13 protein-coding genes are annotated in these 18,875 nt (G+C 70.2%); 8 read left to right on the forward strand and 5 right to left on the reverse strand.

Features of this window, described 5'->3' with window-relative positions:
• Positions 1 to 67 precede the first annotated feature (67 nt).
• Genes AB0I19_RS23580 through AB0I19_RS23595 form a run of 4 tightly spaced genes read left to right on the forward strand, consistent with a single transcriptional unit; the run spans position 68 to position 5,440 of the window.
• Positions 68 to 1,654, forward strand: coding sequence for an ABC transporter substrate-binding protein (locus AB0I19_RS23580; protein WP_357151194.1), 1,587 nt, complete (start codon positions 68 to 70; stop codon positions 1,652 to 1,654).
• Positions 1,651 to 2,610 carry an ABC transporter permease gene (locus AB0I19_RS23585; protein WP_357151196.1) on the forward strand — a complete coding sequence of 320 codons (960 nt, stop codon included), beginning with the start codon at positions 1,651 to 1,653 and terminating at the stop codon, positions 2,608 to 2,610. Before AB0I19_RS23580 ends, AB0I19_RS23585 begins: the two co-directional genes overlap by 4 nt.
• Positions 2,607 to 3,446 carry an ABC transporter permease gene (locus tag AB0I19_RS23590; protein WP_357151198.1) on the forward strand — a complete coding sequence of 280 codons (840 nt, stop codon included), beginning with the start codon at positions 2,607 to 2,609 and terminating at the stop codon, positions 3,444 to 3,446. The genes AB0I19_RS23585 and AB0I19_RS23590 overlap by 4 nt, the downstream gene beginning before the upstream one ends.
• Positions 3,443 to 5,440, forward strand: coding sequence for an ABC transporter ATP-binding protein (locus tag AB0I19_RS23595; RefSeq protein ID WP_357151200.1), 1,998 nt, complete (start codon positions 3,443 to 3,445; stop codon positions 5,438 to 5,440). The genes AB0I19_RS23590 and AB0I19_RS23595 overlap by 4 nt, the downstream gene beginning before the upstream one ends.
• A 50-nt stretch (positions 5,441 to 5,490) precedes the next feature.
• Here the strand turns inward: AB0I19_RS23595 and AB0I19_RS23600 are convergent, their stop codons facing one another.
• The 4 genes from AB0I19_RS23600 to AB0I19_RS23615 form a co-directional block, all read right to left on the reverse strand.
• A complete protein-coding gene (locus AB0I19_RS23600) occupies positions 5,491 to 5,640 on the reverse strand; it encodes a hypothetical protein (RefSeq protein WP_157104805.1) in 150 nt (49 codons plus the stop codon).
• A 218-nt stretch (positions 5,641 to 5,858) separates the two neighbouring features.
• Positions 5,859 to 7,595: an NTP transferase domain-containing protein gene (locus AB0I19_RS23605; protein ID WP_357151203.1), complete on the reverse strand. Its 1,737-nt coding sequence runs from the start codon at positions 7,593 to 7,595 to the stop codon at positions 5,859 to 5,861.
• A gap of 59 nt (positions 7,596 to 7,654) precedes the next feature.
• The gene (locus AB0I19_RS23610; RefSeq protein WP_357151205.1) at positions 7,655 to 7,945 is read right to left on the reverse strand and encodes an MGMT family protein; all 291 of its coding nucleotides are present in this window, start codon (positions 7,943 to 7,945) and stop codon (positions 7,655 to 7,657) included.
• Between the two features lie 3 nt (positions 7,946 to 7,948).
• Entirely contained in the window at positions 7,949 to 8,737 is a 789-nt protein-coding gene (locus AB0I19_RS23615) for an alpha/beta hydrolase (RefSeq protein ID WP_357151207.1), read from the reverse strand.
• Between the two features lie 114 nt (positions 8,738 to 8,851).
• Here AB0I19_RS23615 and AB0I19_RS23620 point away from each other — a divergent pair, with 114 nt between their 5' ends.
• The 4 genes from AB0I19_RS23620 to nudC all read left to right on the forward strand — a co-directional run bounded on the left by AB0I19_RS23620 (position 8,852) and on the right by nudC (position 18,590).
• Positions 8,852 to 12,733 (forward strand): PD-(D/E)XK nuclease family protein, encoded by a 3,882-nt coding sequence (locus AB0I19_RS23620; RefSeq protein WP_357151294.1) that lies wholly within the window; start codon positions 8,852 to 8,854, stop codon positions 12,731 to 12,733.
• A complete protein-coding gene (locus AB0I19_RS23625) occupies positions 12,730 to 16,389 on the forward strand; it encodes a UvrD-helicase domain-containing protein (RefSeq protein ID WP_357151209.1) in 3,660 nt (1,219 codons plus the stop codon). Before AB0I19_RS23620 ends, AB0I19_RS23625 begins: the two co-directional genes overlap by 4 nt.
• 231 nt (positions 16,390 to 16,620) lie before the next feature.
• Positions 16,621 to 17,673 (forward strand): potassium channel protein, encoded by a 1,053-nt coding sequence (locus tag AB0I19_RS23630; protein WP_067491584.1) that lies wholly within the window; start codon positions 16,621 to 16,623, stop codon positions 17,671 to 17,673.
• Between the two features lie 23 nt (positions 17,674 to 17,696).
• Complete coding sequence (gene nudC, locus AB0I19_RS23635) at positions 17,697 to 18,590, forward strand: NAD(+) diphosphatase (protein WP_357151211.1); 894 nt, start codon at positions 17,697 to 17,699, stop codon at positions 18,588 to 18,590.
• A gap of 6 nt (positions 18,591 to 18,596) precedes the next feature.
• Here the strand turns inward: nudC and AB0I19_RS23640 are convergent, their stop codons facing one another.
• Positions 18,597 to 18,827 (reverse strand): mycoredoxin, encoded by a 231-nt coding sequence (locus AB0I19_RS23640; RefSeq protein WP_067637296.1) that lies wholly within the window; start codon positions 18,825 to 18,827, stop codon positions 18,597 to 18,599.
• Between the last annotated feature and the right edge of the window lie 48 nt (positions 18,828 to 18,875).

The following is an 18,875-nucleotide window of genomic DNA, read 5'->3' on the forward strand; positions in this document are numbered from 1 at the left end:
ACCAGGGTTAGATGCAGCCTGCGCGGAATCGGTGACCGGTGTCGCGCACATTGTTAGCGTCGCTGTCGTGTCAACGAACAATGCATCGCGTGGCGGTATCCATCGCCGAAATTTCCTGCGCACCAGCGGTATCGCTGCCGCGGCCATCTTCGGCGGGGCGGCCCTCGCGGCGTGCACCTCCGCGGTCTCGGAGCAGAAGGCAGGCGGCGACGACGCGACGCCGGTGCGCGGTGGCACCTTGAAGGTCGGCATCCGTGAGGACCTGGTGCCCGCCAATCTGCTCACCAATACCGCCGCCACCCCGGTGCTCGTCGGCCTGGTCTACGAATCGCTGATCCGCTACCCGAACGATTCACTCGAACCACAGCCGCTGCTGGCCAAGGCCTGGCAGCTCGCCGCCGACGGCCGCTCGGTGAGTCTGGACCTGCGCGACGACGTGAAATTCCACAGCGGGCGGGTGTTCACGGCCAAGGATGTGGAGTTTTCGATCCGCACCTACGCCGACCCGAAATGGTCTGCGCAATTGCGGTCAACCGCCGCCGCGGTGACAGAATTCGATATCGTCTCGCCCACCCGGATCGTCCTGCGTTTCGCCCATCCGGTGAGCAATATCTTCGATCTGCTCGATACGGTGCCCATTCTCGACAGCGAAACCGCCGACAAACTCGGCACCGGTGAAACCTATATCGGCACCGGGCCGTTCACCTTCGTACAGCGAATTCCGAATTCACAACTGATCTTCGCCAAGAACACCGGGTACTGGGTCCCGGATCGTCCCTACCTCGATCGGGTCGAGGTGTCGATCGTCCCCGATCCGCAGGCACTGCTGAACGCGCTGAAGACCGGTCAGGTCGCCGCTGCGCGCGAACTGACCTTCCGCGACGCCGAGAACCTGTCCAACAGTGGCGGTTTCACAGTGCACAATCTCGAGGGCGCCGAACTGCAGACCTATGTGGGGGTCAATGTCTCCGAGCCGTCGCTGGCGGATGTGCGGGTGCGGCAAGCCATCGCCTACGCGCTGGACCGCGAACGGATCGTCACCGAGGTCTTTCGCGGCGCGGGCTATCCACTGAATGTGCCGTGGCCGAAGAATTCTCCGGCGTTCGACGAGTCGCTCAACACCAGGTACGGCAGAGACATCGGCAAGGCCAAGGCGCTGCTGGCCCAGGTCACCAAGCCACCGCGCCTGCCGTTGACTTTCCCGCCCGGGTTCGAGGCGACCGCCCAGATCGTGCAGGCCAATCTGGCCGAGGTGGGCATCGAGGTGGATCTCGACCCGATCGACAACGCAGCTTTCGTGAAACAACTGACCGGCCAGCAGTTCCGCGGCCTGTGGGTGACCGACCACTCGTGGGCACAGTTCGTGCCGTCGACCCTCACCGTGAGTGCGTACCCGTTCAACGCCCGCCGCAACGCCTCTCGCTACGAGTCGCCCGCCTACACCGCGGCCGCCGATGCCGCATGGCAACTGCCGCAGGGCACCGGACCCGACGCGGTGCGCGCCTACCGGGCCGTGACGGATCAGCTGCTCGAAGGGCTGTTCCTGATCGAAATCGGTGTGCGTTTCCAGCAGTACTCCACCAGCAACACGGTGCACGGATTCGCCTGGACCAAGCGCCGCGAACCCGTACTCACCGACACGTTCCTGTCATGACGCGCTACCTGCTGCACCGCCTGCCCTCTGCACTGCTCGTCCTGTTCGGCGCCTCGGTGCTGATCTTCCTGCTGCTGCGGCTGGTGCCGGGCGACCCGGCCACCATCCTGGCGGGCAACGACGCGACACCCGAGTCCGTCGCGGCCATCCGGCATCAGCTCGGTCTCGACCGGTCGATTCCCGTGCAATACCTGAGCTGGCTGGGCGATCTGGTCACCCTCGACCTCGGCCGGTCCTACCTCATCGGTGGGCAGATCAGCGACCTGGTCGGTCGTGGGCTCACCAACACCCTGGTGCTCACGGTGACCGCGCTGGTGCTCGCCGTGGTGGTGAGCCTTGCGGTGTCGCTGGCCTCGGTGCTGTGGCCGAGTCGCTGGCTGAATACCGTGGTGGCGGCGGCGAATACGATCGCCGTCGCGTTGCCGACCTTCGTGGTGGGACCACTGCTGGTGCTGGTGTTCGCCGTCGCGATCCCGATCCTGCCCTCGGGCGGGGTGCCGCCGGACGGGTTCATCGCCCGGCCGGATATCGCGGTGCAGTATCTGCTGCTGCCCGCGATCTGCCTCGCACTGCCGGTGGCGGCCGCGCTGACCCGGTTCCTCACCGAGTCGTTGCGGACCGAACTCACCAAACCCTATGTGCTCACGGCACGTTCGCTCGGTGTCGACCACCGCGAGATCGTCACGCGCGGGGCGCTGCGCAACGCACTGCCGACCTCGCTCACCGTGCTCGGCCTGCAGACCGGTCAGCTACTCGGCGGGGCGGTGCTGGTGGAGGCGGCGTTCGTGTGGCCGGGGATCGGTCAGCTCATCGAGCAGGGCATCAGCCGGCGCGACTACCCGGTGGTGCAGGTGCTGTTGCTGCTCGCCGTCGCGGTGTTCGTGGTGATCCAGTTGCTCACCGATCTCGCCCACGCGTGGCTGGACCCGCGAGTCCGGATCGGGGGACGATCGTGACCGTCGCAATCGCGGAAACACGCGCGCGGCGAGCGGCCGCGTTGCGCAGTGGTCAGGGACTGGCCGGTGTTCTCCTGGTCGGCGTGATCGCGCTCGCCGGTGTGTTCGCCGGGGTACTGAGCCCCTTCGACCCGCTCACGCAGATACCGTCCGCCAACCTGCTCGGCCCGAGCACACAGCACTGGCTCGGCACCGACCACCTCAACCGCGACGTGGCCGCGCGCGTGCTGGCCGGAATCCGCGTCGACCTGCTCATCGTGGCACTCGCGGTGCCGCTCGCCGCGGTGCTCGGTTCGCTGATCGGGCTCGCCGCCACCGTGCACCCCTTCGCCGATGTCACCGTGCAGCGCCTGTTCGACCTGGTGCTGGCCTTCCCGTCGCTGATCTTCGCGATCGCCCTCGCCGCGATCACCGGGCCGGGCTGGCACGCGGTGGTGATCGTCATCGTGGCCGCCGAGATCCCGATCTTCGGTCGTCAGATCCGCACCGCCGTGCTCGCGGTGCGCGAACAACCCTTCGTCGAGGCATCCGAGGTGATCGGCGCTGGCACCTGGTGGACGCTGCGCAGACACGTGCTGCCCAACGCGGTCGAACCGCTCGTCGTGCAGTTCGCGCTGTCGCTGTCGGTCGCGGTGTTCCTCGAGGGCGCGATGAGCTTCATCGGGATCGGGGTCCAGCCCCCGAATCCCTCGCTCGGCTCGCTGACCGGCGAATCCATCGGCAACCTCGACGCCAATCCGTGGATGGCGGTCGGGCCGCTGGTCGTCGTCGCCGGGCTGACGCTCGGGTTTCTGTTGATCGCCCAATCACTGGGCAACGCGAGGAGATCGGGATGAGTACGCAAGAGCGCGAGCCCGATGATGTCGTGCTCGACATCACCGATCTGGTCGTCGCCTTCGGGGACAAGACGGTGGTGCACGGGGTGAGCTTCCAGGTGCGGCGCGGACAGGTCGTCGCGCTGGTCGGCGAATCCGGGTCGGGAAAGTCGCTCACCGCGCGGGCCGCGCTCGGACTGCTGCCGGTGACCGCGCGGGCGCGCGGGTCGGTCACCCTCGCCGCGACCGAGATCGTCGGCGCCGACGAGGCGACCCTGCGTGGACTGCGCGGCACCCGGGCCGCCATGGTGTTCCAGGAGCCGCAGACCGCGCTCAATCCGGTGCAGAAGATCGGCACCCAGCTCGTGCGGGCCCTGCGCGCACACGGCGTCACCGACAAGGCCGCGGCCCGTGCCCGCGCGATCGAATTGCTCACCGCCGTCGACATCCCCGAACCCGCCGAACGCCTCGACTGGTACCCGCATCAGCTCTCGGGCGGGCAGAAGCAGCGCGTGGTGATCGCGCTCGCGCTGTCGGGCGAACCCGAGCTGCTCATCGCCGACGAGCCGACGACCGCGCTCGACGTCACCGTGCAGGCCGAAATCCTCGACCTGCTGCACACGCTGCGACGCGATCGGGGCACCTCGGTGCTGTTCATCACCCACAACCTCGGCGTGGTCGCCGAGATCGCCGACCGCGTGGTGGTGCTGCGCGCGGGCCAGGTGGTCGAACAGCAGCCCGTCTTCGACCTGTTCGCCGCACCGCAGGCCGAGTACACCCGCACGTTGCTCGCGTCGGTCCCGCGCTTGCCGGCACGTTCGGCGCGCGGTGGGGCAGCGGTGGCGCCCGAGGTAAGCGACCCCGACGGCGTGCCCGAGACCCAGCCGGTCGAGACGGTGATCCCGACTCGCGGTGCGAACGAGGCCGACGTCGTCCCGAACGCTTCGAGCACCGAAAGGCCCGACCCGGTGCGGTTCGATGCCGGTGCCGAGGCGGCCGACCCAGTGGGCGCTGGGGACGGTATCGCTCCAGCCCTTCCTGCGGAGTCCGATGGTGTGGCCAGGGAAGCCGGCCTCGATTCCGATGGTGCGGCGGGTCGCGCGACTCGGGGTCTCGAGCGGGCGCTGCGGAGGGTGGTGGCACGGAAACCGGCGGTCGTCGCCGAGAAGGGCGGGGGCGTACCGGGACCGGAGTACCGCGAGGTGTTGCGGATCGACGAGTTGTCCGTGGTCTATCCCGGTCGGCACGGTGGTGCCGCATTCCCCGCACTGTACGACATCTCGTTGACGCTGAGTCCGCGCGAGGTACTCGGCATCGTCGGGGAGTCCGGTTCGGGCAAGAGCACACTCGGGCGGACCGCGCTCGGGCTGGTGCCCGCGACCTCGGGGACCGTGCAGCTACAGGGTGTGTCGCTGACCGGGTTGCCCCGGCGGGAGCTGCGCGGGTTGCGCAAGCACGTGGCGCTCGTGCATCAGGATGTGAGCGCCTCGCTCGACCCGCGACGCAGCATCGCCGCCGCGATCGGTGAACCGCTCCAGGTGCATCGAGTCGCTTCGGGAGCCCTGCTGCGGTCCAAGGTGGGCGATCTGCTCGAGTCGGTCCGGTTGCCGAGGGACTACGCCGAGCGCAGGCCCGCGGAGTTGTCCGGTGGGCAGCGTCAGCGCGTGGCGTTGGCGCGGGCGCTGGCACTGGCGCCTCGGCTGCTGGTGGCCGACGAACCGACCAGTGCGCTCGACGTCTCGGTGCAGGCACAGGTGCTCGACCTGTTCGCCGATCTGCGCGCCGAATACGGATTCGCGAGCCTGTTCATCAGTCACGACCTGGCCGTGGTGCATCAGGTCGCCGACCGCGTCCTGGTGCTGCGACAGGGCCGGATCGTGGAGACCGGTGCGGCACGCGCGGTGTTCGCGGCACCAGCGCAGGATTACACCCGTCGCCTGCTCGACGCGGTCCCCGCGCCCGATCCGTCGACGGCTCGCAGGGGACGTGACGCCGCCCTGCCGATCGGGGCCTGACGCGGACGAGCCGCCGGTACCGGTACCGGCGGCTCGTCGACACGCGTGGATCAGTGGCTGCCTGGGCGGCGCGGCTCGCGCCGATCATCCTGGCCTGCTCGCGTCATCCGCTGCGAGTCCTGCTCCTGCCGCTGCTCCTGCTGCTGGCGGGGCATCTGCTTGGGCATCTTTTTCGGCGTTTTCTTCGACTTCTCAGCCATCTCCACACGGTCCTTTCCGAGGGATGAATACTTCGCCTAATTCGGATGTCCGGCGTAATTCCGCCTTTTTCGAGGCGGGGTACGCCTGACTTGCTCAACGATAGGCATCGAGTCGTCGCGGCGGTAGAGTTGAACGATAAATAGCATTCCTACCAGCGGATATTCGGCGTGTCCCGGTATTTTCGGCAGTCACCGACGGTAATTCGGGCGACATTGTTTCAACTCGGGAGCGGGAGGAATTCCACGAGGTCGCCGTCTTCGGCCGATGGTCCGACGACGACCAGTCCGTCGCGGTCGACGAGACCGCCCAGGTGGGCGGTGCGGATATTCGGGTCGCCGATCCAGCCGCCGCCGGGGGCGTAGCGCGCGGGCGTGATGCGCGTGACGGGGGCGGCGATTTCGGCGGCATTGTGCAGCGGGCCGAGAACGGTGCGCGGCGGCGCCGACGCGGTGCGGGCCGCGACGATCGCCGGGGTGAGGGCGAGTAGTACGGCGATGGCGGCGAAGGGATTACCAGGCAGTCCGAGAACCGTTGGTCCGTCGGGTAATTCGGCTACGACGGTCGAACCACCAGGGCGCAGTGCGAGTCTCGGGACGACGATGCGTGCACCGGTGCGCGCCAGCGCGGTGCGCAACTGGTCGGCGGCGCCGCCGCCGGTGGCGCCGACCACGACCAGCAGATCGAGACCGGTTGTGGCGGTGAGCATGTCGTCGAAGCTGTGCGCGGTGTCGCGCAGGTGCACACGGTCGACCACGCGCACACCGCAGCCGGTGAGCAGATCCGGCAGGACGGGGCCGATCGAATCGCGGGTCTGGCCGGTCTGCAGCGGGCCGGTGCTGCGGATCTCGTCACCGGTCATCACTATTCGAGCTCGGACGGGCCCACGGACCGAACCCGCTGTCACCTCCACCGAGGCGGCGGCCGAGCGCAGCGCCGCGGTCACCCGGGTGCCCGCCGGTGCGACCTGATCACCGACCCGCAGGTCCTCACCGCTGCGCCGCACATCGCCCCGGATCGGTGTGCCGGGCCGCCGTGCCAGATCATCGCCGGTGACGACGGCGAATTCGTCACGCAGCACGGAGGTGGTCCCGTCGGGCACGTGCGCACCGGTCGCGATCCGCACCGCCTCACCGGGCAACAGGCCGAGCGGCCTTGCGCCACCGGCGAATCCGACATCGCGGCGCAATCGCCACGGGCCGTCACCGCACACGGCGTAGCCGTCCATCGCGGAGACGTCGAAGCGCGGCAGCGCGCCCGCCGCGACCACCGGTTCGGCCAGGGCGGCGCCGGGTACGTCGGCGAAAGCGGCGTCGTAGGCGATCAACGGGGTGAGTGCGCCGGCGATGCGATTCCTGGCTTCGGTGAGGTCGAGGCGGGCGTCGTTGTCGACGGACTCGCGGGCCCGGCGCACCTCCTCCTCGGTGTCGCAGTCGGTGGTGCCCGGCAGTTCGACCAGTGCCGTCTCGGTGGGGATGATCGCCTTCATCGGCTGGTTCACCAGGGCGTCCAGACCCGCCAGCGCCGCCGTGAGCGCGGTGCGCCGCCACACGCCGACCAGGTACTGCGGGCGCCCCGACGCATCGATGGCGAACACCGCTTCCGCGGTGGATTCGGCTGCGCGGAGCAATAATTGGCGCACCGTGTCGCGCGTCAGGAACGGCATGTCGGCCGCGAGCACAACGATCCACGGTGCCGACTCGGGCTCCAGCGCGGCCAACCCGGTGCCGATGGCGGCCACCGGCCCCGACCCCGGCGGCACCTCACGCACCTGCTTGATCCGCGCGTCGAGTTCGGGTCGCGGCGGACCGACGACAACCACCTCACCGCAATCGCTCACCGCCCCCAGCGCCGCCTCGAGCATCGACCGCCCACCGATCACGATCCCGGGCTTGTCGACCCCACCCATCCGGCTGGCCCGCCCTCCCGCCAGCACGATCGCATCGGCATCGGTCATGAGACCAGCGAAGTAGTCGACATGTCGGCCATGCTATCCGCGCCGACCCGACCCGATCGTCAGAGGCGGGCGGTGCGCAGGTCGATGCGGCCGTCGGTGATAAGGACTCCTTCCTCGGCGAGGAGGCGCAGCTGGCGGCCGGCGAGGTGGGGGGAGGGGCGGCCGGAGGCGGGGACGACGCGGTGCCAGGGGAGGTCGGAGGAGTCGGTGCGCATGATCCAGCCGACCGTGCGCGGCGAGGACAGGCCTACCGCGGCGGCGAGGTCGCCGTAGGTGGCGACGCGGCCGGGTGGGATGGCGGCGACGAGGGCGCGCACCCGCTCCACCTGGTCGTCGGTCGTCGCGGGCACGGTCTACAGCACCGACGCGATGAGCGCGGCCGTCTCGGCGGGACGGGCCTGCGGGACCATGTGGTCGCAATCCCAGTCGTGAGCGGTGAAATCGGCGAGCTCGGCGGCCAGCGCACCACGGAATTCGGCGGTGACGTACGGCGGCTGCACCTTGGCGGCCTGGACCAGCACCGTCGGCACGTCGGCGGGCGGCAGCACGAACGGGCGGGCCAGCTGTCCCCAATACGAGGTGATCGCCGGCTGGAAGGTGCGCCACCGCACCCGGCCGCCCTCGGCGGGCACCAGGTGCTCGGCGAGCTCGCGCTCGAGTTCGGCCGGGTCGACCTCGTCGGGGCCCCACGCGCTCACCTGCTTGTCCGAACGCGCCTCGTCGACATCGGTGTAGTCGGGTGAGGCCAGATCGGCGGCGGCCACCTGTTCCATCAGCTTCGGGTCGATCCCGATGGCCGGATCCAGCAGCACCAGCGAGCGCACGAGTTCGCGATGGGCGCGCGCCAGATAGATGCCGACCGCGCCACCGAACGAATGCCCGACCACCACGACCGGGCCGTCGGTCTCCGCCCGCACGAGCGCGGCCACATCGGCGGCGAGAGTGTCGATGTCCCACGGCGGCAGCGAGGTGGAACGACCGTGTCCGCGCAGGTCGGGCGCGATCACCCGGGCCTGCGGCAGATGCCGGGTGGCGAGGGTTTCCCACCGGTTGCCATGGCCGGTGAGGCCGTGCAGGGCGAGGACGACGGGACCGTCGGCGGGGCCGAAACGTTGTACATGAAGCGACGACACGACAGCCATTGTGGCCGGTCGCGCACTATCGCGCAGCGTGTCCCCCGATGGGGGTGGGCGGGCGTGTCGGTGGGGTCTGTTGCAATAGCCGATGTGGTGCGATCGGATAGCTCGGTGCGACTAGTGCGCCGGACGACGCGAGCGCCCCGGCCGCGGGCCTGGGGCGCGCCTGTGCGCGCGCTGTTCGCCGAACAAGCCCAACCCGCCCCGCCGCGCCCCGGCTGGCTGCCCTGGCAGGTGCTCGGCGGCCCCGGCACGGGCAAGACCTCGCTGCTGGTCGACCTGGTCGCGGCGCGCATCACCGACGGCGCCGACCCGTCCTCGGTCCTCGTCCTCACCCACACCAAACACGCCGCCGCGGCCCTGCGCGACGCCATCACCCACAGGCTGGGCCCGCACACCGGCATCCCCGGCGCCAGCCGCGAACCCATGGTGCGCACCCTGCACTCCTACGCCTTCTCGGTGCTGCGCCGGCACGCCGAACGGCACGGCAACCCGCCGCCGCGTCTGCTCACCGGTGCCGAACAAGACGCGGTCCTGCGCGAGATGCTGCGCGGCGACCTCGAGGACATCGAGCAGGGTGCGCGCGGGCTGTGGCCGCCGCGCCTGCAACCCGCGCTCGCCCTCGGCGGGTTCGCCGAACAACTGCGCGACCTGATGTTGCGTGCCACCGAACGCGGGATCGGCCCCGAGGATCTGATGAAGCTGGGCCGTGAACACGACAACGACGCGTGGGTGGCCGCCGGTCGGTTCCTGCAGCGCTATGAAGAGGCGTCGATGCTGCGCTGGTCGGTCGGTGTGGCCGCGCCGGAAGCGACCGCGCCCGCCCTCGACGCCGCCGAACTGGTCGGTGCCGCCCTCGACGCGCTCGCGGGCGACCGCAATCTCCTTGCCGCCGAACGTGATCGGATCCGGTACCTGCTGGTCGACGACGCCCAGCACCTGGATCCGCAAGCCGCGACCCTGGTGCGCGCGATCGGCAGCGGGAGCGCGAGCACTGTTGTCACCGGCGACCCCGACCAGGCCGTCTTCACCTTCCGTGGCGCCGACTCGCGGTTCCTCGTCGACCTCGACACGGTCCCCCAACGCCGAATCATCCTGCGCCACAATCACCGCAGCGGTGCGCCGATCCGCCTGGCCACCGCCCGCATCGCCGCCCGGCTGCCGGGCAGTGCGCGTCATCGAGTGCTGCCGGGGCAGGAGTCGCGCGCTGACCTGAACGAGCCAGAAGCCGAGGTGGAATCGCGCGGTGGCGAGCCCGATGGCCCCGGGCCCGATCCGGCTGCCGAGCGGCGGGGCCAGGGCAGGTCCGATGAGGTTGTGGCGTATGACGATTCGCGGCGAGGTGACCCGGCGGGAAGCGGTCAGGATTCCGAGGCGGCCGATCCGGCCCCGCGCCGGTTGCACGAGGAGGCGCCCGATCCGCTCGCGGCTGATCGGCATCCTGACGAACAGGCTGTAGCCGGCCATGATCCGGCGCAGCCGATCGCGCTCGGCGGGGATCCGGCAGCCGGACCGCCGCCGGACGACGAGACCAGCGTGCGGGTTCGGGTGTTGTCGACGCCTGCCAAGGAAGCCGCGCTGATCGCAGACCATCTGCGGCGGGCGCATCTCACCGACGGGGTGCCGTGGTCGGACATGGCCGTGATCGTGCGATCGGTGCCGTTGTCGCTTGCCCCGTTGCGGCGGGCGCTGCTGGCCGCCGGAGTGCCGGTGCGCAGGCCCGCCGTGGCCGAACCGCTGGCGCGCAGGCGTGGCGCGGCGTGGATGGTGCTGGCGCTGCGGGTGCTGCTGGCCGGTGACCGGTCGCGGCCGGGGTCGCGACGGGCCATCGACTCGGTGTTCTCGCCCGAAGACGCCATGGATCTGCTGTCGGGACCGCTCGGTGGGGCCGATCAGATCGCGCTGCGCAGGTTGCGCCGTGGCATCCGCCGCACCGTGCTCGACCTCGAGCGCACCGGCGCCTTGGCGGGCACGCCGCCCGAAGCGGCAGACCAGTTCCTGCTGTGGGACGAACCGCCGCCGCCACCGGAATGGCCGGAGCCCGAACCGGACCCGGTCGACGACGAGTGGCTACCCCCGCCGCCGGACCCCGACGACCCGTTGCGCCCGGAGCCGGAACCGGACTGGGATGTCGCCGAACGGCTTCCGGACGACATCGACGTCCTCGATGCCGAAACCATGCCGCCCGCACCGGACGTCGTCGCTACGCCGACGCGCCCGGAACCGGCCGAGGTCCCGCTGATCGACCAGTCCTCGGCCGAGGTGCTGCGCGACCTCATCGTCGGTATCGGCGAGCCCCGCCTGCTCGACGGTCTCACCGAGGTGGAGGCGGCCCCGCTGCACCGGGTGCTGCGCGCCGTCGACAAGGCCAGGCAGGCCCAAGCCCACGACAAGGGCCTCGAGGACGTGCTGTGGACCCTGTGGACCAGTTCGCGACTGGAACGCCGCTGGTTCCGGCAGTCCCGGCGCGGCGGCGCGGCCGGTATGCAGGCCGACCGCGATCTCGACGCCGCCGTCGAATTGTTCGACGCCGCAGCGGCCTACGTCGACCGGCTACCAAAAGCGGGCATCGAGGGTTTCGTCGAATATCTGCTGCACCAGCAGATTCCACAGCAGGGCAGGCCGTTGACCGCCGAGACAGAGGCCGTCACGCTGCTCAGCGCGCACGCCGCGGCAGGCCGGGAGTGGGACGTGGTCGCGGTCGCCGCCGTGCAGGAAGGCATCTGGCCCAACCCACGAGCGCGCGGCACGCTGCTGCACACCGAGGACCTGGTCGACCTGGTGGCCGGTGTCGACCCGGCGGCGAAGACGAACCGGGCGGCCCCGATCCTCGCCGAAGAACGCCGACTGCTGCTCGTCGCGTGCAGCCGGGCTCGGCGCTCACTGCTGGTGACCGCCGTCGAATTGGTTGCGGGAGACCAGGACCTGGTGCCGTCGCGGTTCCTCACCGAACTGCTCGGCGACGACGACACCGGCGAACCGGGCGCCCTGCCCGTCGCCGATCCCGGCCGCGCGCTGGTGATGCACGCGCTGGTCGCCGAATTGCGCGGTGTGGTCTGCGATCCCGGCGCCGACCCGCGGCGCCGCGACCGTGCGGCCCGGCAGCTGGCGCGCCTCGCCGATGCGGGTGTGCCGGGTACCGACCCCGACGACTGGTACGGCACCGCGGCCCTGAGCAGCGAACGCGAACTGTGGGACGACGACGATTCACCCATCGGCCTGTCCCCGTCGACGGTCGAACTGCTGCGCACCTGCCCGCTGCGCTGGGCGCTGGAACGCCACGGCGGCACCGACGGCGACAACCCGCACGCCGTGAAGGGCAACCTCGTACACACCCTGGTGCAGGCACTGGCGGGCAACGTGCCAGAACACCAGGTGCGCGCCGCCCTCGACCAGGCGTGGAAGGCGATCGACCCGGCCACCGGCTGGCACTCCCGCCAGGAACTGCGCCGCACCGAGGCCATGCTCGAGACCTTCCTCGCCTGGGTGCGCACCACCCGTGGCGAACTCACGCAGGCCGGGGTCGAGGTGCCGGTGGACTGCGTGCTGCCGCCGCGCGCCGAAGGGGAACGGCCCGTGCGTATCCGGGGCCGGGTCGACCGGCTCGAACGCGACGCGCAAGGCCGGTTCGTGATCGTCGACGTGAAGACGGGCAAGACACCGATCAGCGCGAAGACCGTCGCCGACCACGCTCAGCTGGCCACCTACCAGGTCGCCGCCGCCCACGGCGCGCTCGACGACGAGGACGCCGAACCTGGGGAGCCGGGCGGTGCGCGCCTGGTCTACGTCGCCAAACCCCACAACAAGACCGGGGCGACCGAACGCGCCCAGGACCCCCTCGACGCCGAGGGACTCGAGCAGTGGCGAACCACCATCCACGACGCCGCCGCGGCCACCCGCGGCCCCGGCTACCTCGCGGTGCGCAACGACGGGTGCAGGCACTGCCCGGTCGGCGGCAGCTGTCCCGTGCGTGACACCGGACGGCAGGTGACCGACGAGTGAGCGGCGTGCGCGTCACCCCGCAGCGGCTGGCCGACGCGCTCGGCCTGCCGCCACCGACCGACGAACAGGCGGCCATCATCGCGGCGCCGCCCGGTCCCACGCTGGTCGTCGCGGGCGCGGGCGCGGGCAAGACCGAGACGATGGCCGCGCGCGTGGTGTGGATGGTCGCCAATCAGCTCGTCGCCCCCGACGAGGTGCTCGGCCTCACGTTCACCCGAAAAGCCGCACAGCAGTTGACGTCTCGCATCCGCACCCGCCTGGCCCGGCTGGCCGGTGCGCCGCTGGTCCGCGAGATCGACCCCAGCGGCGCGCTGCGCACCGTCATCGCGGGCGCCGAACCGGAGATCAGCACATACCACTCCTACGCGGGCAGGCTGCTCACCGCACACGGTCTGCTGCTGCCGGTGGAACCCTCGGCCGCGCTGCTCACCCAGACGCAGCTGTGGCAGCTCGCTCACGAGGTGGTCCGTTCCTGGGACGGCGACCTCGACACCGACCGCACCCCCGTCTCGGTCACCGAGGCGGTGCTCGCGCTGTCCGGGCAGCTCGCCGAACACCTGGTGGAGCCGGAGGAACTCGCCGAAGCGCACGCCGAACTGGAAAAACTCGTCTACACCCTGCCCGCCGGACCGCGTCAGCGCGGTGGGCCCAGCCAGAAACTCCAGGACGTGGTCAACGCCCAGCGCGAACGCGTCGCCCTGCTCCCGCTGGTCAATCAGCTCGCCGAGGCACTCGAACGCCGAGGTGCCCTCGACTTCGGCTCGCAGATGTCCCTGGCTGCCCGCCTGGCCGTCGACCACCCCGAGGTCGCCGCCGCTGAACGCGCCCGTTTCAAACTGGTGCTGCTCGACGAGTACCAGGACACCGGCCATGCCCAGCGAGTCCTGCTGTCGGCCTTGTTCGGCAATGCCAGGGCGGTACAACAGAATCGGCGTAGCGAGCCGGTGCGGGTGCGCGCGTCGGCCACGTCTGACCACGCCACGCTGTGGTCCGACGACCCAGCCCCCGGTGAAATCGCGCCCGATGTGCGTCGGGCCGGCAGCCCCGGCCTCCATGGTGGTGCGCGTGATGGCGTCGGTGATGATCGGCGTGGTGAGGGGGGCGGCGGTCGTCACGGTGAGCCGGATGGTGAGGGTCGCCGTGGTGCCGTAGGTGACGAGGCGCGCGACGGCGTCACCGGGGAAGCAGGTTCCGGTGCGCTCGCCGTGACGGCGGTGGGTGATCCGATGCAGTCGATCTACGGGTGGCGTGGTGCCTCGGCGGCGAACCTGCCCAGGTTCGCGACAGATTTCCCTGTGGGCGAAGGGGTTCCGGCGCCGATTCTGCCGTTGCTCACCAGTTGGCGAAATCCACCCGAAGCGCTGGCGTTGGCCAACCTCGTGGCCGACCCGTTGCGGTCGCGAGCGCGCGCGGCCGGGGGTGCGACCGTGGACGCCCTGCGTGCCAAGCCCGACGCACATGCGGGCACTGTCGAACTCGCGCTCACGGAAACTGTTGCCCAGGAACGGGATTGGATCGCCGAGCGGATCGCCCGCGAGTGGATCCAGGCGCGGGAAGACGGGAAGCCACCACCCACGTCGGCGGTACTGATCCGGCGCAACGCCGACGCCGCACCGCTGGCCGAAGCCTTGCGTGAACAGGGCCTTCCCGTCGAAATCGTCGGTCTCGGTGGCCTTCTGGCGACCCCCGAGGTGGCCGACATCGTCGCCACGCTGCGACTCATCGCCGAACCGGGAACCGGAAGCGCGGCGGTGCGCATCCTCACCGGCGCGCGCTGGCGCATCGGTGTCGCCGACCTGGCTGCCCTGGCCAAGCGGGCTCGGATGCTGTCGATCGGGAGCCTGTCCGGCGATGCCTCCACCGCGATCACCGACGCGACCGGCCTGGCGTCCGCCCTGCGTGAAGTGGCCCCGGAACCCACCGAACGCGCGGGCCTGGCCGACGCCATCGCCGACCCCGGTCCGGCGGAAAACTATTCGGAGGCGGGTTACGCGCGCATCATCGCACTCGGCGAGGAATTGGCCGCCCTGCGCGAACGCAGCGGGCAACCACTGGTCGAGCTCGTCGCCGATGTCGAGCGGACCATCGGTGTCGGCGTGGAAACCCAGACGCGCCGCGCGATCGCGGGCGGCGGCGCGGGCCGCGAACACCTGGACGCCTTCGCCGAGGTGGTCGCGGGCTACGCCGCCGACTCGCGCGCCTCGCTCAGCGGCCTGCTCGCCTTCTTCACCGCCGCCGAATCCGTCGAAAACGGTTTGGAGCCGGGCGAAGTGGAAGTTGCCCGCGACCGCGTGCAGGTGCTCACGGTGCACGCCGCCAAGGGGCTCGAATGGGAGGTCGTCGCGGTGCCGCACGTGAGCGCCTCGGTCTTCCCCTCCACCACCGCACTGAGCACCTGGCTCGGCGCCCTCACCGAACTTCCCACCACCCTGCGCGGCGACCGCGCCCAGCCCGACGCCGCCGAAGGCGTCCCGGTCCTCGACCTGAGCGGCGTCGGTGACCGTGCCGAACTCGAACAGGCCATCACCGAACACCGCGACGCGCTCAAGAGCCGCCGCCTCGACGAAGAGCGCCGCCTGTTCTACGTCGCCCTCACCAGAACCGAACGGGTACTGCTGGTTTCGGCCTACTACTGGCCCGAAACCGGCACCTCGCAGAAGGGGCCGTCGGAGTTCCTGCTCGAACTCAAAGAGGCCAACGAAGACCCCGACAGCCCCGCCTACGGCGTCGCGACCATCGCCCGCTGGGACGACAAACCACCGGCCGACGCCGTCAACCCCTTCGCCGACAACCCACCGACCGCCCACTGGCCACGCGACCCCCTCGGCGACCGCCGCGACCCCATCGAACAGGGCGCCACCCTCGTCCGCGCAGCCCTCGACCAGTTACGCGGCACGCCAACCGAGTCCGCGCCCGAGGACGACGATCCCGAAGGCTGGGCCAACGACGTCGACGCCCTGCTCGCCGAGTTCACCGCCGCCGAACTCGCCGAACAGCAGGTGGAACTGCCCGGCCAGCTCCCCGCGACCGCCCTGGTCGAACTGCGCGCCGACCCCACCCGCCTGGCCGCCCGCCTGCGCCGTCCCCTGCCCTACCCGCCGAACCCGATGGCCCGGCGCGGCACCGCCTTCCACGCCTGGGTGCAGTCCTGGTACAGCACCGACCAGCTGCTCGGCCTCGACGAACTACCCGGCGCCGCCGACACGGCAGGCCGCGCCGATCAGGAACTCGCCACCATGCAGGCCGCCTTCCGTCGCTCACCCTGGGCGCACCGCAACCCCATCGACGTGGAGGTCCCGTTCGAAACCAGCATCGCGGGCACCGTCATCCGCGGCCGGATGGACGCCGTCTTCGCCGAACCCGGCGACCGCTGGATCGTCGTCGACTGGAAGACCGGCGCCGAACCCGGCCCCGCCGACGAACCCGCCGTCGCCATGCAGCTCGCCGTCTACCGCCTGGCCTGGGCCCGCCTGATGGCCGCCCGCACCGGCGAATCCGAGGACGCGATCCTCCAACGAGTCGGCGCCGCTTTCCATTACGTACGCTCCGGCCGCACCATCGCCCCCACCGACCTGGCAGGCCCGGACGAACTGGCCCGCCTCATCCACGACGCCGCCCCGGAAAACAAGGACACCGAACAGCAAGACCCCCACTGAGCCGATACTCTTCCCGCGAAGCGGAAAACCACGACCGGTGGAGGCGGTGTTCAGCGCCGAACCCGCGGCGCCAGCTAGTCTTCCTCGCGAAGCGAATACGACGGCCGGTCTCGGCGCGTCGCCGCCTCTGGACTGACCGAAGGGTGCGACGAAGGAGTGCCCGTAGGGAGGGAAGAGGCGGCGTTTAGCGCCGAGACCCGCGGCGCCAGCCGCCAAAAAAGGAGCGCGACGATGTTCGACAAGCGCCGCCCGCTCGGGCTGAGTAGCAGTCCCGACTACGCGCTGGTCGGTTTGTTGCGCATCCCGGTCGAGCAGATCAGTCCCTGGACCTCGCTCACCCGCCGCGTCCTTTTCGCGATCCTGCTGCTGTTCACCGCCGCGGGCGTGGTGTATCTGGGCCGCCACGGCTACCGCGACAATTCCGGTGACGAGTTGTCGTTCCTCGATGCGATGTATTACGCCACGGTGTCGCTGTCGACCACCGGGTACGGTGATATCGCCCCGATCACCCCGTCGGCGCGGCTGGTGAACATCATCGTCATCACACCCCTGCGTGTCCTGTTCCTGATCGTGCTGGTCGGCACCACTCTCAGCGTGCTCACCGAGCGGTCCCGGCAGGCGTTCAAGATTCAGCGATGGAGGCACACCGTGCGCAATCACACCGTTGTCGTCGGTTACGGCACCAAGGGACGCACCGCGATCGATGCCATGCTCGGCGATGGTGTGCAGGCGTCCGACATCGTCGTCGTCGATACCGATCCGATCGCGCTGGAGGCGGCGGCGGGTGCGGGTCTGGTCACCGTGCACGGTTCGGCGACCAAGTCCGATGTGTTGCGCCTGACGGGCGTGCAGCGGGCGTCGTCGGTGATCGTGGCGACCAACCGCGACGACACCGCGGTGCTGGTCACCCTCACCGCCCGCGAACTGAACAAGACCGCCAAGATCTGTGTCGCCATCCGCGAGGCCGAGAACACCCACCTCGTGCGCCAGTCCGGCGCCGACTCGGTGGTGGTGTCGTCGGAGACGGCGGGCCGGTTGCTCGGGATCGCCACCACCACTCCGACGGTCGTGGAGATGATGGAGGACCTGCTCACGCCCGAAGAGGGTTTCGCGGTGGCCGAGCGTGAGGTGGAGCCGAGCGAGGTCGGTGGGTCGCCGCGTCATCTGTCCGACATCGTGCTCGGTGTGGTGCGCGACGGTCAGCTGATCCGCGTCGGCGAGCCCGAGGTCGACGCGCTCGACGCGGGCGACAAGCTGCTCTACATCCGCAACGGCGGCAAATAACGGCAGCGGCTAGGCTCGGCGATGTGTCGTTCCGACTGAAAAACGTTCCGCTGCTGTCGCGTTCCACCATCGATCGGGCAGAGCACGTGCGGGTCGATCCCGCCGCGCTGCGCGAGGGGTGGGGTAAGGCCAGGGTGCTGCGGGTGGATCCGCGCGGGCGGGTGCGGGTGGACGGCGGCACCATCGTTCTCGACGCGGCCACCGCGTTCGGTGATTTCCCCGAGGACCGGGCGGTGTTCCTCGGGGTCGCCGAGGGCGCGCACCTGTGGGCGGTGCGGGAGCCGGAACTCGAGGGCACGCTGAAAGATCTGCGCACGCTCGGCGCGGTCGACGACTTCACCGCCGAACTGCTCTCCACGGCCTACGCCCTGCTCAACTGGCACGACCACGCCGGTTTCCACGGCGGTGACGGGACGTCGACCACCCTCGCGCGCGGCGGCTGGTCCCGGTTGACCGGCACCGGCGTCGAGGAGTTCCCCCGCATCGACCCCGCCGTGATCGTCCTGGTCCACGACGGCGCCGACCGGGTACTGCTCGCCCGCCAGCACAGCTGGCCGCCCGCGATGTTCTCGCTGCTCGCCGGCTTCGTCGAAGCGGGTGAATCGCTGGAACGGTGCGTGGAACGCGAGGTCCGCGAGGAGGTCGGTGTCGACCTGCGCGAGATCAACTACCTGGGCAGCCAGCCGTGGCCGTTCCCGCGCTCGCTGATGGTCGGTTTCGCCGCCGTCGGCGATCCCGCACAGGAACTCGCCTTCTCCGACGGTGAGATCGAAGAAGCCCACTGGTTCACCCGCGACGAGGTCCGTGCCGCCTTGAACCTGGGCGACTGGTCCACCCGCGACACGAACGCCCGTCTCTTGGTCCCCGGCTCCATCTCGATCGCCCGAACCATCATCGAATCCTGGGCTGAGTTGTAGGAAGCGTCAGGACTGCGCCGCTAGGGCCTGCTTTACCTGGGCGAGCGTGGGGTTGGTCGCCGTGGAACCGTCGCGGTACTTCACTGTCGGGACGACGTGGTTGCCGTTGTTGACGCTGCCGACGAAATCGGCCGAGGCGGGGTCCTCTTCGATGTCGATCACCGTGTAGGTGATGCCCGCCTCGTCGAGCTGGGTCTTGAGGCGGCGGCAGTAGCCGCACCAGGTGGTGGAGTACATCGTCAGGTCAGGGGTTGTTTCGCTCACGCGATGTGCAACGTCTCGACC

Source organism: Nocardia sp. NPDC050413, assembly GCF_040655475.1.
GTDB classification, from domain to species: Bacteria; Actinomycetota; Actinomycetes; order Mycobacteriales; family Mycobacteriaceae; genus Nocardia; species Nocardia coubleae.

Excerpts from the sequence above, each read along its gene's own strand:
- AB0I19_RS23585 (WP_357151196.1), top strand. The coding sequence starts at position 1,651 with ATGACGCGCTACCTGCTGCACCGCCTGCCCTCTGCACTGCTCGTCCTG.
- AB0I19_RS23595 (WP_357151200.1), top strand. The coding sequence starts at position 3,443 with ATGAGTACGCAAGAGCGCGAGCCCGATGATGTCGTGCTCGACATCACC.
- AB0I19_RS23600 (WP_157104805.1), bottom strand. The coding sequence starts at position 5,640 with ATGGCTGAGAAGTCGAAGAAAACGCCGAAAAAGATGCCCAAGCAGATG.
- AB0I19_RS23605 (WP_357151203.1), bottom strand. The coding sequence starts at position 7,595 with ATGACCGATGCCGATGCGATCGTGCTGGCGGGAGGGCGGGCCAGCCGG.
- AB0I19_RS23615 (WP_357151207.1), bottom strand. The coding sequence starts at position 8,737 with ATGGCTGTCGTGTCGTCGCTTCATGTACAACGTTTCGGCCCCGCCGAC.
- AB0I19_RS23630 (WP_067491584.1), top strand. The coding sequence starts at position 16,621 with ATGTTCGACAAGCGCCGCCCGCTCGGGCTGAGTAGCAGTCCCGACTAC.
- AB0I19_RS23640 (WP_067637296.1), bottom strand. The coding sequence starts at position 18,827 with ATGTACTCCACCACCTGGTGCGGCTACTGCCGCCGCCTCAAGACCCAG.